The organism is Kitasatospora sp. NPDC029367 (genome assembly GCF_055569135.1).
The window spans coordinates 34,857-48,153 of the sequence record NZ_JBVHYH010000033.1; the positions used below are offsets into that span (position 1 = coordinate 34,857).

A 13,297-nucleotide genomic window follows, 5' to 3' on the forward strand; every position below is an offset into this window, starting at 1 on the left:
AGAGAAAAGGAGGCGGCACGGCTGTTGGTTTTGGGTGTCGGGTGGGGGGGCGGGTTCGGGAGGGGGGGTTGGGGTGTCTCGGAGCCTTTAGGCACCCCCGAGCCGGGCGGCGGCGCGGACGGCGGCGGCGCAGGCGGCGCCGAAGACGAGTTCGCGCAGGCGCATCGCGGGCTGGGGGGTGGGGTTGACGGGGGCGGTGGTCATGGGCTGGTCCTTGTCGGTCGGGGGCTCGGCGGGGCGTCGGGCGCGGGGGCGTCGGCGCGCGGCTTGGCGGGGCGCGGGTCGGCGGGGCGCGGGTCGGCGGGCGGCTCGGCGGGGCGTCGACGGGCGGGTCAGCAGCGGCCGGACGGCTGGGAGACCGCGCAGGTGTTGCGGGTGAAGGAGTTGTCCGCGCCGGTGTCCCGGTCGGCGAGGTCGGCCGGGCCGTTGCCGCTCAGCCGGTTGTCGGCGACGGTGGCCCGGGTGTTGGGGATGCCGACGGCGCTCTTGACCAGGACGATGCCACCGGAGAAGTCGGTGGATCCGACGTTGTCGCGGACCTCGTTGTCGGTCACCCGGGTGTTCTCGGTGCCGGTGAGCACGATGCCCGCGCCCTGGATGGCGCCGAGGCGCGGATTGGCCGGGCAGAACCGGTTGTTGGCGACCACCCGGTTCCGCCGGACGTCGAGGTCCCCGGCGCGGGGCACGCCCTCGTCGCCGACCACGAAGACGCCGCTGCAGTTGCCGCTGATCTCGTTGCCCTGGACGGTGAGCACGCGCAGCCGGCGCACGGTGACGCCGACCCGGTTCCCGGTGAGCACATTGCCGTCGACGAGGGTGCCCCCGGTGTCGGGCGCGCCGCCCTCGCGGTAGGCGTAGTTGGCGAGGAAGACGCCGGACTGGCCGTTGTCGACGGAGCGGTTGCCCACGATGGTGGCCTTGGTGGACATCTCCTGGCTGATGCCCTGCTGGGCGTTGTCGTGGACGTAGGTGGCGCGGACGGTCAGGCCGGTGGTGCCGCTGGCGTCGATGCCGTTCTTGCGGAAGCCGGTGACGGCGAGGGCCTCGACGGTGACCCCGGGCAGCGGGGCCTGCTCGGTGCCGACCACGCAGACGCCGTGCCCGGCGGTGGCGCAGGCGTTCTCGGTGCCGTCCCCGGGGATGATCTCGGTGGCCGCTCCGGCGCCGCGCAGGGTGAGGCCGGGGGTGGTGATGCGGACGCTGCCGCGGTAGCTGCCGGGCAGCACCTGGACGGTGTCGCCGGGGGCGGCGGCGTCGACGGCCCGCTGGATCGATTCTCCGGGGTGGACGAGGTGGAGGGCCCCGCCGGCGGCGCGGGCCGCGGGGGCGGCGGCCAGGGCGGCGAGAGCGGTGGTCAGGGCGGTGGCGGCGGCGGTGGCCGCGGCGAGGTGGTGGACCCGGCGCGTGGGCATCAGTGGTGACCTGTCTTTCGGCGCGCGCGCCGTGGGACGGTGGGCGCGCTGGTCGGCTGCGGGAGGGCTGAGGGGACGGTCCGACCCGGCGTGTGCGGGTGGTGACGTTCGGTGAGTACGGCCGAGTCGACGGTACGGTCGCCCCCGGGGGCCCGCCACCAGGGCTGGGCTGCCGGACTGACGGGCCGTCGGCCATTGGGACGGGTCCGACCGTTCCCGCCGGGCGCGCCCCGGCGTGTCGTGCGCACCCGGCGCGGGGACGGGCCCGCGCGCCGTCGCCACCCGGGCCCGTGACATCCTCGGGGGCATGAGCACCGCGACCGGACCGACCCCCGCCGCCCGCCGGAACCCGATCGGCGCCCACGTCCCGGTGGCCGGCCGGGGCCTGGCCGGGACGGGCCTGGCGTACGCGAGCCGGGTCGGGGCCGAGACGGTGCAGGTGTTCGTGGCCAACCCGCGCGGCTGGGCCACGCCCGCGGGCAACCCGGCCCAGGACGAGGAGTTCCGTACGGCCTGCGCCGAGCAGGGCATCCCGGCCTGGGTGCACGCGCCGTACCTGATCAACTTCGGCTCGGACAACCCGGCCACCCGGGAGCGCTCGGCCGACTCGCTGCGGCACTCGCTGCACCGCGGCCACGCGATCGGCGCGCTCGGCGTCGTGCTGCACACCGGCTCGGCGGTCGGCACCGCGCCCGGCGGCGGTTCGCGCCGGGCCGAGGCGATGGCGCAGGTGCGCGCCGACGTCCGGCCGCTGCTGGACGAGCTGGACGCGCTCGGCGACGACGCGCCCTGGCTGCTGCTGGAGCCGACCGCCGGCCAGGGCAGCTCGCTCTGCTCACGGCTGGAGCAGCTGGCCGAGTACGTGGAGGCGCTGGACGGGCACCCCAAGGTCGGCGTCTGCCTGGACACCTGCCACGCCTTCGCCGCCGGGCACGACCTGGCCGCCCCCGGCGGGGTGACGGCCGCACTGGACACGCTGGCCTCGGCCGCCGGTCCGGGCCGGCTCCGGCTGATCCACGCCAACGACTCGGAGGACGTGGTCGGCGCCCGCAAGGACCGGCACGCCAACATCGGCGCCGGGATGATCGGCGCGGAGCCGTTCCGCGAGCTGTTCGAGCACCCGGAGACGGCCGGGGTTCCGCTGCTGGTGGAGACCCCGGACCGCAAGCACGGCGGGGACGGCACCGGGCACGCGATGGACATCGCGGTGCTGCGGGAGCTGCGCGAGCGGGCGGCCGTGCCCGTCTGACCGTCCTGGTCCTGACCGTGCCCGTCCTGACCGTGCCCGTCGTGGCGGCCCGCGTCCGACGGTCCCCGTCTCAGCGCCCGACCTCCGGAGCTGCCGGTCGGGCGGGGCGGTGGCAGGCTGGAACGGTTCACGCCACCTGCACGATCCATCGCCACCTGGGGGTGGGCGGATGTCCACGACTCGGAAGCTGGCCGCGCTGCCCTGCGGGCGCCGGGGCAAGTGGGTGGTGCTGGCCTTGTGGCTGGTGCTGCTGATCGCGCTGGGCCCGCCGGCCGGGAAGCTGATGGGCGCCGAGGACAACCAGGCGTCCAGTTGGCTGCCGGGCAGCGCCGAGTCCACCCAGGTGCTGAACGAGCAGCGGGCCTTCCAGCCGGTGGACACCGCCCAGGCCGTCGTCGTCTACCAGCGGACCACCGGCATCACCCCCGCCGACCGGGCCGAGGCCGCCCGGCAGGCCGTCGGGTTCGCCGCCGTCCCGCACGTGGTCGGGCCGGTGATCGGCCCGGTGGTGTCCGCCGACGGGCAGGCGATGCAGACCATCGTGCCGATCGACGTCGGCACCAACGGCTGGAACGACCTCAAACCCGCCGTGGACACCCTGCGGCGGACCGCGGCCGCCGACAGCCCCGGTATGACCACCCATGTCACCGGCCCCGGCGGGATCGCCGCCGACCAGGCCAAGGCCTTCGCGGGCATCGACGGCTCGCTGCTCGCCGCCACCGTCGGCGTGGTGATCGTCCTGCTGCTGCTCACCTACCGCAGCCCGGTGCTGTGGCTGCTGCCGCTGCTCTCCGCCGCCGGTGCGCTGACCGTCGCCCAGGCCTTCATCTACCTGCTGGCGAAGCACGCCGGGCTGACCGTCAACGCGCAGAGCGCCGGGATCCTGATCGTCCTGGTGCTGGGCGCCGGCACCGACTACGCCCTGCTGCTCACCGCCCGCTACCGGGAGGAACTGCGCCGGCACCAGGACCGGCACGAGGCGATGGCGTACGCCCTGCACCGGGCCGGGCCCGCCGTGCTGGCCTCCTCGGCGACCGTGGTCGCCTCGATGCTGTGCCTGCTGATCGCCCGGATGAACTCCACCCGCGGCCTCGGCCCGGTCCTGGCGATCGGTGTCGTGGTGGCCCTGGCCGCGATGCTGACCCTGTTGCCCGCGCTGCTGGTGATCGTCGGCCGCTGGGTGTTCTGGCCGGTCAGCCCGGCCTACGGCACCCCGGAGCCGACCCGGACCGGCCGCTGGGCGCACGTCGGCGCCTGGATCGGACGGCGGCCGCGCAAGGTGTGGGTCGGGACGGCGCTGGCGCTCGCGGCCTGCTGCGTGGGGCTGGTCTCGCTGAACGCCAACGGGCTCGGCACGGCCGCCTCCTTCACCGGCAAGCCGGACTCGGTGGTCGGCCAGCAGGTGCTGGAGCAGCACTTCCCGGCCGGGACGGGCGCACCGCTCACCGTGGTCTCCGCCGCGGCCGGCGCCCCGGCCGTACGGGCCGCCGCGCAGTCCACCGCCGGGGTCGCGGCCACCTCGCCACCGGTGGTGCGGGACGGGCGGGCGCTGTTCCGGGCCACCCTGGCCGACCCGCCGGACAGCCGGGCCGCCAAGGCCACCGTCGACCGGGTGCGCGCCGCCGTGCACGCCGTACCGGGGGCGGACGCCAAGGTCGGCGGGAACACCGCCGTCGTCCTGGACGCCGGGCGGGCCGCCGGGGACGACAACCGGGCGATCATCCCGCTGGTGCTCGGCGTGGTGCTGCTGGTCCTGGCCGTGCTGCTGCGGGCCGTCACCGCGCCGCTGGTGCTGATCGCGACCGTGGTGCTGTCGTACGCGGCGGCGCTCGGGATCAGCGCGCTGTTCTTCGCGCACGTCTTCCACTTCCAGGGTGAGGACAACGCGTTCCCGCTGTTCGTCTTCGTCTTCCTGGTCGCGCTGGGGATCGACTACAACATCTTCCTGATGACCCGGGTGCGGGAGGAGTCCGCCCGGCACGGCACCCGGCAGGGCGCGCTGATCGGGCTGTCCGCGACCGGCGGGGTGATCACCTCGGCCGGGCTGATCCTGGCCGGCACCTTCGCGGTGCTCGGGACGCTGCCGGTGGTGGGGCTGGCCGAGATCGGGTTCGCGGTGGCGCTGGGGGTGCTGCTGGACACCCTGGTGGTGCGCTCGGTGCTGGTCACCGCGCTGACCATGGACCTGGACCGGCACCTGTGGTGGCCGGGGCGGCTGTCCCGCGCGCCGGCTCCGCCCCCGGTGGCCGGAGGGCCGTGAGCTCGGTCTCCGGACGGCCGTGAGCCTGGCGCCCGGACGGCCGTGAGCCCGGTGTCCGGACGGCCGTGAGCCCGGGGACCGCTGTGGGCGGTCCCCGGGCTCAGCTGCGGATCTGCCGGATCAGCAGTCGCCGATGCAGGCGTCCTCGCTGTGCGAGTGGGCGTTCAGCCAGCTGGCGTGCGGGCCGAAGAGGCCGACACCGGCCGAGCCCGACTCCAGGCTCGCGCTGGACGAGGAGTCCGACGCGTGCCACGCCGCCATCGCCGGAGCCGGCGCGGCGAGGGCGGCAGCGCCCGTCACGACGGTGATCACGGCGAACTTGCGGATGTTCCCACGAAGCGACATCTGATGTCCTCTTGGTTGGTCTCTGGTCGTCAACCCACGCCCCCGAACGGCCAGTTCGAGCCGGTCCGACGGGCCGGGCGGCGCTCCACCGGGGAGGCGCCGGGCCAAGGTTGGCACACGAACCCGCAGGCGACGCGCGCGCCGCAACCGCGCTGAGGCATTCGGGTGACACATCTCCCCCGGCCGGACGAACGCGGTCGTACGCCCGCGTTCCGGGTCGAACGCCCTCGCGGGGGCCCACCGGACGAGTGCCGGTCCGACGGGCGTGCGACCGCAAGTCTTGCGGTGTTCCTCCGGGCGAAATGAACAAATCCCGTCGATTTGGTGCGAGGTACCGCCCGGTCCGAGCATGAACGGTCGCTCCACCGAGCGCAGGCAGGACCACGAAAGGCGCACCACCCTCATGCAGACCAGCCCCGCCGCAACCCGGCAGGCGAGCCCGCAGACGACCCGGCAGACGACGTCACCGAACAGCCCGGAGACCCCGGACCACGTCGATGCGGGACCGTCGAAGAACGGCCGCTTCGGGCTGCCCGTCGCCACCGCCCTGGTGATGGGCAACATCATCGGCGGCGGCATCTTCATGATCCCGGCCGCCGTGGCGCCCTTCGGGACGGTCAGCCTGCTCGCCTTCGCCGTCATCACCGTGGGCTCGATCGCGCTGGCGCTGGTCTTCGGGCAGCTGGCCCGCCGCAACCCGCGCACCGGCGGGCCGTACGTCTACGCCCGCGAGGCCTTCGGCGACTTCGCCGGCTTCCTGTCGGCGTGGTCGTACTGGATCACCGCCGTGGTCAGCAACGCCGCGCTCGCCGTGGCCGCCGTCGGCTACCTGGACGTACTGCTGCCGATCCACCACGACGTCGCGCTGGAGATCACCGCCGCGCTGGCGCTGCAGTGGCTGCCCGCACTGGCCAACCTGGCCGGCACCCGGTACGTCGGGGCGGTCCAACTCGTCTCCACCGTACTGAAGTTCATCCCGCTGCTGCTGATCTCGGTGGGTGGACTGTTCTTCTTCGACCCGAAGAACGTCGGGCCCTTCGAGGCCAGCGGCCAGGGCTGGATGGGCGGCATGACGGCCGCCGCGGCGATCCTGATGTTCAGCTACGTCGGCGTCGAGTCGGCCGCGATGAGCGCCGGACAGGTCCGCGACCCGGAGCGCAACGTCGGCCGGGCCAGCGTGCTCGGCACCAGCGGCGCCGCGGTGGTCTACCTGCTGGGCACCCTCGCGGTGTTCGGCACCGTCGCGCACCGGCAACTGGTCGACTCCAGCGCGCCGTTCTCGGACGCCGTGAACGCCATGTTCGGCGGCACCTGGGGCGGCACGGTGATCGCCGTCGCCGCGCTGGTCTCGATGACCGGCGCACTCAACGGCTGGACCCTGCTGGCCGCCCAGGCGCCGTACGCGGCCGCCGGGGACGGACTGTTCCCGGCCGCCTTCGGCAAGGAGAAGCGCGGCGTGCCGACCTTCGGCGTGCTGGTCAGCGTGGCGCTCGCCTCGGTGCTGACCGTGGTCAACTTCGCCAGCGGCGCCAAGGGCGCGTTCGACGTACTGGTCCTGATCACCACCTTCACCGCCGTGGTGCCCTACCTGCTGTCCACCGCCGCCCAGTTGTACTGGCTGGTCCGCGGCGCCACCGACAAGGTCGACGGCACCCGCCTGGTCCGCGACGCGGTGCTCGGCCTCGGCGCCTTCGCCTTCTCGATCTGGCTGCTGGCCGGGGCCGGCTACGCCGCCGTCTACCAGGGCGTGCTGTTCCTGTTCGCCGGGATCCTGGTCTACGTCTGGCTGGCCGGCCGCCGCCACCGCCAGGGGCAGGGGCAGGAGCAGGAGCAGGGGCAGGTGAACTGACCGCCGACGTCGGGGTTCACCGCTCGGGGTTCACCGCTCGGAGTCCGGCGGGAAGGCGACCGGGTAGGGCTCCGAGAAGTCGGCCGAGCGGGAGACCTCGCGCCACCTGGTGTCCTGCTCCAGGAGCCGGCGGTCCTGCGCGATCGAGGCCTCGGCCGCGTTCACCCCGAGGGGCAGGTGATCGGGGACGTCGTGGCGCCTGGCCATCCGCACCAGGATCCCGGCGGCCCGGTCCGGGTCCCCGGCGGCGCCGTCGCCGCCCTGCCGCAGCCGCTCGTTGATCGCGCCGACCGTCTCCGCGTAGGCCTCCGGGACGTCGTGGACGACCATCGAGGAGCCGGCCCAGTCGGTCCGGAAACCGCTGGGCTCGACGACCAGCACCTTGACGCCGAACGGCGCGAGCTCGGCCCGCAGGACGCGGCTGAACCCGTCGATGGCGAACTTCGCCGCCTGGTACGAGGCGATGCCCGGCGAACCGCCGACCCGGCCGCCCACCGAGGAGAACTGCATCACCAGGCCGCCCTTCTGCTCGCGCAGCAACGGCAGCGCGGCCGTGGTGACGTGGTAGACGCCCCAGAAGTTGGTCTCGAACTGGGCCCGGAAGTCCGCGTCCTCGGTGGTCTCGATCGGCGAGACGTTGGCGTACCCGGCGTTGTTGACCAGTACGTCGATCCGGCCGAAGGCGGCCCGCGCCTGCGCGACGGCCGCCCGGGCCGCCGCCGGATCGGTCACGTCGAGCGCCACCGGGCGGACGCGCTCGCCGAACTCCTCGACGAGGTCGGCCAGCTGCTCCGGCCGTCGGGCCGTCGCGACCACCAGGTCGCCGGCCTCCAGCGCCGCGCGCACCAGGCTCCGGCCGAAGCCGCGCGAGCTTCCGGTGATGAACCAGACCTGCTCCTTGCCGTGCTCCACGGTGTCTGTGCTCTCCATGTGGGTCATGTCGCTCATCTCGCTCATGTCGCTCATCCCGCCCTCCGTCGCGTTCCGCTCCGTGCCATTAGTAGAACACCGTTGCGTTAATAGTGCAACGCCGTTGCGGTATTACGGCAACAGCGTTGCTCTACCATGGGTGGATGGCAGACGCACCGGAGTTCAAGCGCGCACGCTCGCCCGAGGCCAAGCGCCGACGCGAGGCGTCGATCCTGGAGGCGGCCGCGGCACTCGGCCGTGAGCGCGGCATCAGGGAGATCACCCTGACCGACATCGCCTCCGCCGTCGGGATGCACAAGTCGGCGCTGCTGCGGTACTTCGAGACGCGCGAGGAGATCTTCCTGCGGCTGACCGCCGAGGGCTGGGCCGAGTGGTCGCAGGCCCTCACCGCACGGCTGCGGGAGACCCGGGACCCGAGCCCGGCGACCGTCGCCCAAGCGTTCGCGGGCACCCTCGCGGACCGCGGAAGCTTCTGCGACCTGCTCGCCCACGCGCCGCTCAACCTCGAACGCCATGTCTCCGTCGCCGCCGTCCGCGACTTCAAACTCGCCACCGTCGCCGCCCGCGAGCCGATCACCGCGGCGGTCCAGGAGCAGCTGCCCGCCCTGGACGACCAGGACGTCCTCGACCTGATCGCCACCGCCGTCTCCCTCGCCGGCGCCATGTGGCAGATCGCCAACCCGGGCCCCGAGGTCGCCGCCCTCTACCGCAGCGACCCCCGCCTCGCCCACGCCGTCGTCGAGGTCGAACCCCGGCTCGCCCGCATCCTCACCGCGACGATCACCGGGCTGGCCGGGAAGTCCGAGGGCTAGGGAGTGTCCGGTAGCTCGGGCCGGGACGGGAAGACCCGCAGCGTCCGGAGGTCCTCGGTCGCGATCAGGGGCAGGCAGGAGAGCAGGCCGATCCCGGCGATCGTCCACAGCGTGGGGCGGGTGCCGAGGACCGAACCGAGGTAGCCGCCGGCCAGTGCCCCGAGCGGGCGGGTGCCCCAGATGGCGAACCGGACGGAGGCGTTCATCCGGCCCTGCAGGCCGGTGGGGGTGATGGCCTGGCGCAGGCTCACCTGGCCGATGTTGTAGACGGTGATGCCGCAGGCCATGATGCCGGTCGCGACGCCCAGGGTCGGCACGGCACGGGCCGGCGCCGCGGTCGCGAGCACCAGCACGGCGATCCCCGACATGGACTTGGCCGCGACCAGGACGGGGCCGAGGCCGACGCGCCTGATGACCCGGCCGCTGAGCGCGGCCCCCAGCAGCGCCCCGCAGTTGCCCACGCTCAGGGCCAGCCCGAGCTCCCCCGGCGAGAGCCGCAGGTCGCGCAGCGCGTACGCGGTCAGGACGGCCCCCAGCGCGCCGCTCAGGCCGACGAGGTTGCTGATGCCCGTGGCCAGGGTCAGCGAGCGCAGGGTCCGGTGGCGGAAGACGAACCGCAGCCCCTCGGCGATCCGGGTGCGCATCCTGGTGCTCGTCCGCGGCAGCGGCACCCGGGGCGTCCGGATGAGGCAGAGGAGCAGCGCGGACACCAGGTAGCTCACCGAGTTGACGACCAAGACCAGGGGCGCCGCGACGCTCTGCAACAGCAGGCCGCCGATGCTGGGGCCCGCCAGCTCCGCCGTCGAGCGGGAGAACTCGAGCCGGCTGTTGCCGTCCGGGGTCTGCTGCCGCGCCACGACCGTCGGCAGGAACGCCTGGTCGGCGATGTCGAAGAACACCGTGCACAGCCCGATGGCGAACCCGACCGCGCAGAGCAGCGGCACGCTCAGCACCCCCGCCAGGTGGGCGACCGGCAGCAGGGCGATGGCCGCGGCCCGGCCGACGTCCGCCACGACCATCACGCGCCGGCGGTCCCACCGGTCGAGCAGCGCGCCCGCCGGCAGGCCGACCAGGAGGAACGGCAGGGACTCCATCGCCGAGACGAGCCCCAGCTGGCCGGTCGAGGCGGACAGGGTCGTCAGGGCGAGCACGGGAATGACGAAGAACGTGATCCGCGTCCCGAACTCGCTGACGGTGTGCGCCGACCACAGGACCTGGAAGTTCCGTTGCCGCCAGACGCTGACGCCGACCGGCGGCCGGGGCCGGGGCCGCCGGGCGGGAGCAGCCGGGGCCGGGCCCGAGTCGGAGCCTACGATCGCCCCGCCCACGTCGAGGTCCACGTCCACGCTCCCTCGCCTCCGGTCGGGCACCGGCCGCCCGGGCGCGGGGAGCTCCCGCTGCGAACCCGTGGGTGGCACCACCTCGCCCGGCCGGTTCACAGGTACAGCGGGTGCGGCCGTCCGGAGCCCGCGACGTTGTGGCGCTCCCCGTGGCCGGCGCGGGAGAAGGCCGAGACCAGACGGCCGTCGACGGCGCCCAGGGCCACGTCGTGGCGGGGAGCCGGCCCGTCCACGACACCGAGGAGGTGGGGGCTGGTCACGTACTCCTGGACGAGCCAGCCCTCGGTGCCCGCGAGGTCGACGGCGGCCTCCCAGGCCGGTGCGTCGGCGGCCTCCCGGCCGATCACCACGCCGTTGCCGCGGGTGTCCAGCGGGCGCTTGAGGACGTAGCGGTCGCGGTCGCGGAGGACGGCGCGCAGCGTCGCGGCGTCGCAGTGCGCGAGGTTGCGCGACCACGGGATCGCCGGGCGGACCCGGCGGTAGTCGGCGGCGTCGAAGAGGTGGGCGAAGCGCGGGTCGGAGAGCACGGCGAGGCACAGCTTGTTGTCGCCGATCAGGCGCCCGCGCAGCCCGTTCTGCACGAACAGCCGCCCCTCCCGTACGGCCTCCAGGTAGGGCGCCGCGTCGTCGCCCATCCGCAGCAGGTCCTGGATGCCGACCTTGGCGAACGCGTGCCGCACCGGTTCCCCGCGTACGGCGACGCCCTGGCGCCCGTCGAGCGAGAGTTCGCGCGGGTCCGCGTGCAGGACCCGGACGCCCAGGGCCGTCAGGGCGGTGTCGTAGTCACGGGTGTCGGCGCGGTAGCTGCCGTCCGGGCAGAGCAGGGCCACCGTCTCCGGACGGGTGCCGGTGTGCTGCTCCGCCAGGCGCAGCAGCCAACTCCCCGGCCAGAGCGGGTCGTCGGCCGGCAGCGGGCCCGGCACCTCGACGCCGTGCCGGGCCAGCAGCGGCCGCCAGGCCGAACGGCCCCGGCCGGCCCCGGGCAGGCCGCCGGGGCAGTTGGCATTGGTCTCCAGCACCCGCAGCGTGCCGTCGGCCTGGGGCAGCAGGTCGATCCGCAGCAGGTGCACCCGGCTGTCGCGGGCGGCGGCCACGTGGTCGTGCAGCACCTGGGGAAGCGTCAGCACCTCGCGCAGGTGGCGGTCGTGCTCCCAGGCGGCCACCACCGCCTCGATCACCCGGTGGTACGAGGCGACGAACGCGTCCAGCTCGTGGCGCAGCTGCGGGCGCACTCGCAGCGGCAGTCCCTGCGGCTGCGGCTGCGCCCGGACGATCTCGAAGACCTGCGACTCGGCCAGCTCGCGCCCCTCGGCCGTCCGCGCGATCTCGACGACCTTCCGGGTGAACTCCTCGTCCAGCCCGGGCCAGGTGTACCCGCCGGTCCTGGGCCCGTCCGGGGACGGCACGTGGGGGCGGGCCGGCATGACCGTGGTCGTGGTCGCGCCGGTCGGCCCGCCGACCGTGCCCTGTTCGCCGCCGGGGCCGGGAATCGACTGCATGATCCGGTGTCCTTCCGCAGATGGGAGACGTGTGCCCGCGCCCCGCCACGGCCGGTGCACACACGTGATCCCGGAGTATCCAGCCCCCTGCGGACGACTCGGTGGAGCGCAGCGCGCGGTTCGTCAGATCGAGTGAGGAGCCGAACGCGCACGGGTCCGCCTGCACCGATCCGCCTGCAACGGTCCGTCCGCGGCGGTCCGTCTGCGTCGGCCCGCCCGCCGACGTGGACGGTCACTCGGGTCACTGGGCGCTCGCCGCTGGGCGGACGACCAGCTCGTTGACGTCGACCTGCCGGGGCTGGGACACGGCGTAGGCGATGGCCTCCGCCACCGCGGAGGCCGGGATGGCCACCGCGCGGTACGCCTTCATGGCCTCCCTCGCGGCGGGGTCGGAGATGCCTTCGGCGAGTTCGGACTCGGTCACACCGGGAGAGACGAGGGTGACCCGGACGTCTCCGGCCGACTCCTGGCGCAGCCCTTCGGAGATCGCGCGGACAGCGAACTTGGTGGCGCAGTAGACGGCGGCGGTGGGCGAGACCTCGTACGCGCCGACGGACGCGATGTTCACGACGTGCCCGCCGCCCTGGGCCCGCATCACGGGCAGCGCGGCGGCGATGCCGTGCAGGACTCCCCGCAGGTTCACGTCGATCATGCGGTCCCACTCGTCCGTCCTCAGCGCCGCCAGGGGCGAGAGCGGCATCACGCCGGCGTTGTTGACCAGGACGTCGACCCGGCCGTAGCGCTCACGGGCGGCGGACACGAAGGCCCGGACGTCGGCGGCGTCCGTGACGTCGAGACGCCGGAACGCCGCGGTGCCGCCCGCGGCGGTGAATACACCCGCCTGGAACAGGGGCGCGAACGCCACCCGTCGGCCCAGGTCCTCGACGCGCTCGGCCGGGCCCTGCGGCTCGACCCGGACGGGCACGCGCACCTGCACCAGCTGGCGGGGACGGTGCCGGGCAACCGGTTCGCCCACACCACCGACCTGGTCGGCCCCGCCCTGCGGCAGCTGCTGGACGGCTACCCGACCGCCCCGGCGTTCGTCATCAACCGGACGTTGGACGTCCTGGCCGCCAACGCCCTGGCCCAGGCCCTGCACTCACCCTTCGGGCGGATGGACAACCTCGCCCGGATGGCCTTCCTCGACCCGGCGGGCCGGCAGTTCCACGAACGGTGGGGCCACACGGCCCAAGCCGTCGTCGGCCACCTGCGGCAGGCCGCCGGGCTCGACCCGGACAGCCCCCGGCTGCGGGCGCTCGTCCGCACCCTCACCGACCGCAGCACCGAGTTCACCCGGAGGTGGAACGCCCACGCGGTGCGCGGCAAGACCCAGGAGGCCAAACACTTCCTCCACCCGGACGTCGGCCGACTGACCCTCACCTACCAGGCCTTCGACGTGCGCGACGCCCCCGGCCAGCAGCTGGTCGTGTACCAGGCGGAGCCCGGCAGTTCCAGCGCCCAGGCCCTCGGCCTGCTCGGGTCCCTGCGCGCCACCACGGACCGGGGCGCCGGGTAGGCCGGAAGCCGGCTCCATCGGCATCGGCGTCTCGTCCAGCTCATCCGGCGGCCGGACGGCACCCGGCTCCGCGACTCGAACGGTC

Annotated in this window: 10 protein-coding genes and 1 pseudogene; 5 read left to right on the forward strand and 6 right to left on the reverse strand. The window is 74.3% G+C overall.

Going from position 1 to position 13,297, the window contains the following annotated elements:
• Nucleotides 1-332: 332 nt before the first annotated feature.
• Nucleotides 333-1,412 carry a right-handed parallel beta-helix repeat-containing protein gene (locus ACZ4W5_RS19430; protein ID WP_465655742.1) on the reverse strand — a complete coding sequence of 360 codons (1,080 nt, stop codon included), beginning with the start codon at nucleotides 1,410-1,412 and terminating at the stop codon, nucleotides 333-335.
• A 307-nt stretch (nucleotides 1,413-1,719) separates the two neighbouring features.
• Between ACZ4W5_RS19430 and ACZ4W5_RS19435 the strand changes: the two genes are divergently transcribed.
• Both ACZ4W5_RS19435 and ACZ4W5_RS19440 read left to right on the forward strand, forming a co-directional pair.
• Entirely contained in the window at nucleotides 1,720-2,661 is a 942-nt protein-coding gene (locus ACZ4W5_RS19435) for a deoxyribonuclease IV (protein WP_465655743.1), read from the forward strand.
• Between the two features lie 169 nt (nucleotides 2,662-2,830).
• Entirely contained in the window at nucleotides 2,831-4,921 is a 2,091-nt protein-coding gene (locus tag ACZ4W5_RS19440) for an MMPL family transporter (protein ID WP_465655744.1), read from the forward strand.
• 120 nt (nucleotides 4,922-5,041) lie between these two features.
• On the opposite strand, the gene ACZ4W5_RS19445 is transcribed toward ACZ4W5_RS19440, so the two are convergent.
• Nucleotides 5,042-5,266, reverse strand: a complete 225-nt coding sequence (locus ACZ4W5_RS19445; RefSeq protein ID WP_360237115.1) for a hypothetical protein — start codon at nucleotides 5,264-5,266, stop codon at nucleotides 5,042-5,044.
• A gap of 403 nt (nucleotides 5,267-5,669) precedes the next feature.
• Here ACZ4W5_RS19445 and ACZ4W5_RS19450 point away from each other — a divergent pair, with 403 nt between their 5' ends.
• Nucleotides 5,670-7,115: an amino acid permease gene (locus tag ACZ4W5_RS19450; protein WP_465655797.1), complete on the forward strand. Its 1,446-nt coding sequence runs from the start codon at nucleotides 5,670-5,672 to the stop codon at nucleotides 7,113-7,115.
• Between the two features lie 30 nt (nucleotides 7,116-7,145).
• On the opposite strand, the gene ACZ4W5_RS19455 is transcribed toward ACZ4W5_RS19450, so the two are convergent.
• Nucleotides 7,146-8,045 carry an SDR family NAD(P)-dependent oxidoreductase gene (locus ACZ4W5_RS19455; RefSeq protein WP_465655799.1) on the reverse strand — a complete coding sequence of 300 codons (900 nt, stop codon included), beginning with the start codon at nucleotides 8,043-8,045 and terminating at the stop codon, nucleotides 7,146-7,148.
• 143 nt (nucleotides 8,046-8,188) lie between these two features.
• Between ACZ4W5_RS19455 and ACZ4W5_RS19460 the strand changes: the two genes are divergently transcribed.
• Nucleotides 8,189-8,857: a TetR/AcrR family transcriptional regulator gene (locus ACZ4W5_RS19460; RefSeq protein WP_465655746.1), complete on the forward strand. Its 669-nt coding sequence runs from the start codon at nucleotides 8,189-8,191 to the stop codon at nucleotides 8,855-8,857.
• Here ACZ4W5_RS19460 and ACZ4W5_RS19465 read toward each other — a convergent pair.
• The 3 genes from ACZ4W5_RS19465 to ACZ4W5_RS19475 all read right to left on the reverse strand — a co-directional run bounded on the left by ACZ4W5_RS19465 (nucleotide 8,854) and on the right by ACZ4W5_RS19475 (nucleotide 12,573).
• On the reverse strand, nucleotides 8,854-10,197 hold the full coding sequence (locus tag ACZ4W5_RS19465; RefSeq protein WP_465655747.1) for an MFS transporter: 1,344 nt from the start codon (nucleotides 10,195-10,197) through the stop codon (nucleotides 8,854-8,856). The two genes, ACZ4W5_RS19460 and ACZ4W5_RS19465, sit on opposite strands and share 4 nt — an antisense overlap.
• 95 nt (nucleotides 10,198-10,292) lie before the next feature.
• Entirely contained in the window at nucleotides 10,293-11,696 is a 1,404-nt protein-coding gene (locus ACZ4W5_RS19470; protein ID WP_465655749.1) for a hypothetical protein, read from the reverse strand.
• 241 nt (nucleotides 11,697-11,937) lie between these two features.
• On the reverse strand, nucleotides 11,938-12,573 hold the full coding sequence (locus ACZ4W5_RS19475) for an SDR family oxidoreductase (RefSeq protein WP_360237217.1): 636 nt from the start codon (nucleotides 12,571-12,573) through the stop codon (nucleotides 11,938-11,940).
• Between ACZ4W5_RS19475 and ACZ4W5_RS19480 the strand changes: the two are divergent.
• A pseudogene (locus tag ACZ4W5_RS19480) lies at nucleotides 12,526-13,212 on the forward strand (helix-turn-helix transcriptional regulator); the annotation flags it as partial. The gene ACZ4W5_RS19475 and the pseudogene ACZ4W5_RS19480 overlap by 48 nt on opposite strands.
• Nucleotides 13,213-13,297 lie beyond the last annotated feature (85 nt).

Bases quoted from the DNA above. Each gene is read 5' to 3' on its own strand.
- ACZ4W5_RS19455 (WP_465655799.1), bottom strand. From the start codon at position 8,045: ATGGAGAGCACAGACACCGTGGAGCACGGCAAGGAGCAGGTCTGGTTC.
- ACZ4W5_RS19460 (WP_465655746.1), top strand. From the start codon at position 8,189: ATGGCAGACGCACCGGAGTTCAAGCGCGCACGCTCGCCCGAGGCCAAG.
- ACZ4W5_RS19440 (WP_465655744.1), top strand. From the start codon at position 2,831: ATGTCCACGACTCGGAAGCTGGCCGCGCTGCCCTGCGGGCGCCGGGGC.
- ACZ4W5_RS19450 (WP_465655797.1), top strand. From the start codon at position 5,670: ATGCAGACCAGCCCCGCCGCAACCCGGCAGGCGAGCCCGCAGACGACC.
- ACZ4W5_RS19445 (WP_360237115.1), bottom strand. From the start codon at position 5,266: ATGTCGCTTCGTGGGAACATCCGCAAGTTCGCCGTGATCACCGTCGTG.
- ACZ4W5_RS19435 (WP_465655743.1), top strand. From the start codon at position 1,720: ATGAGCACCGCGACCGGACCGACCCCCGCCGCCCGCCGGAACCCGATC.
- ACZ4W5_RS19470 (WP_465655749.1), bottom strand. From the start codon at position 11,696: ATGCAGTCGATTCCCGGCCCCGGCGGCGAACAGGGCACGGTCGGCGGG.
- ACZ4W5_RS19430 (WP_465655742.1), bottom strand. From the start codon at position 1,412: ATGCCCACGCGCCGGGTCCACCACCTCGCCGCGGCCACCGCCGCCGCC.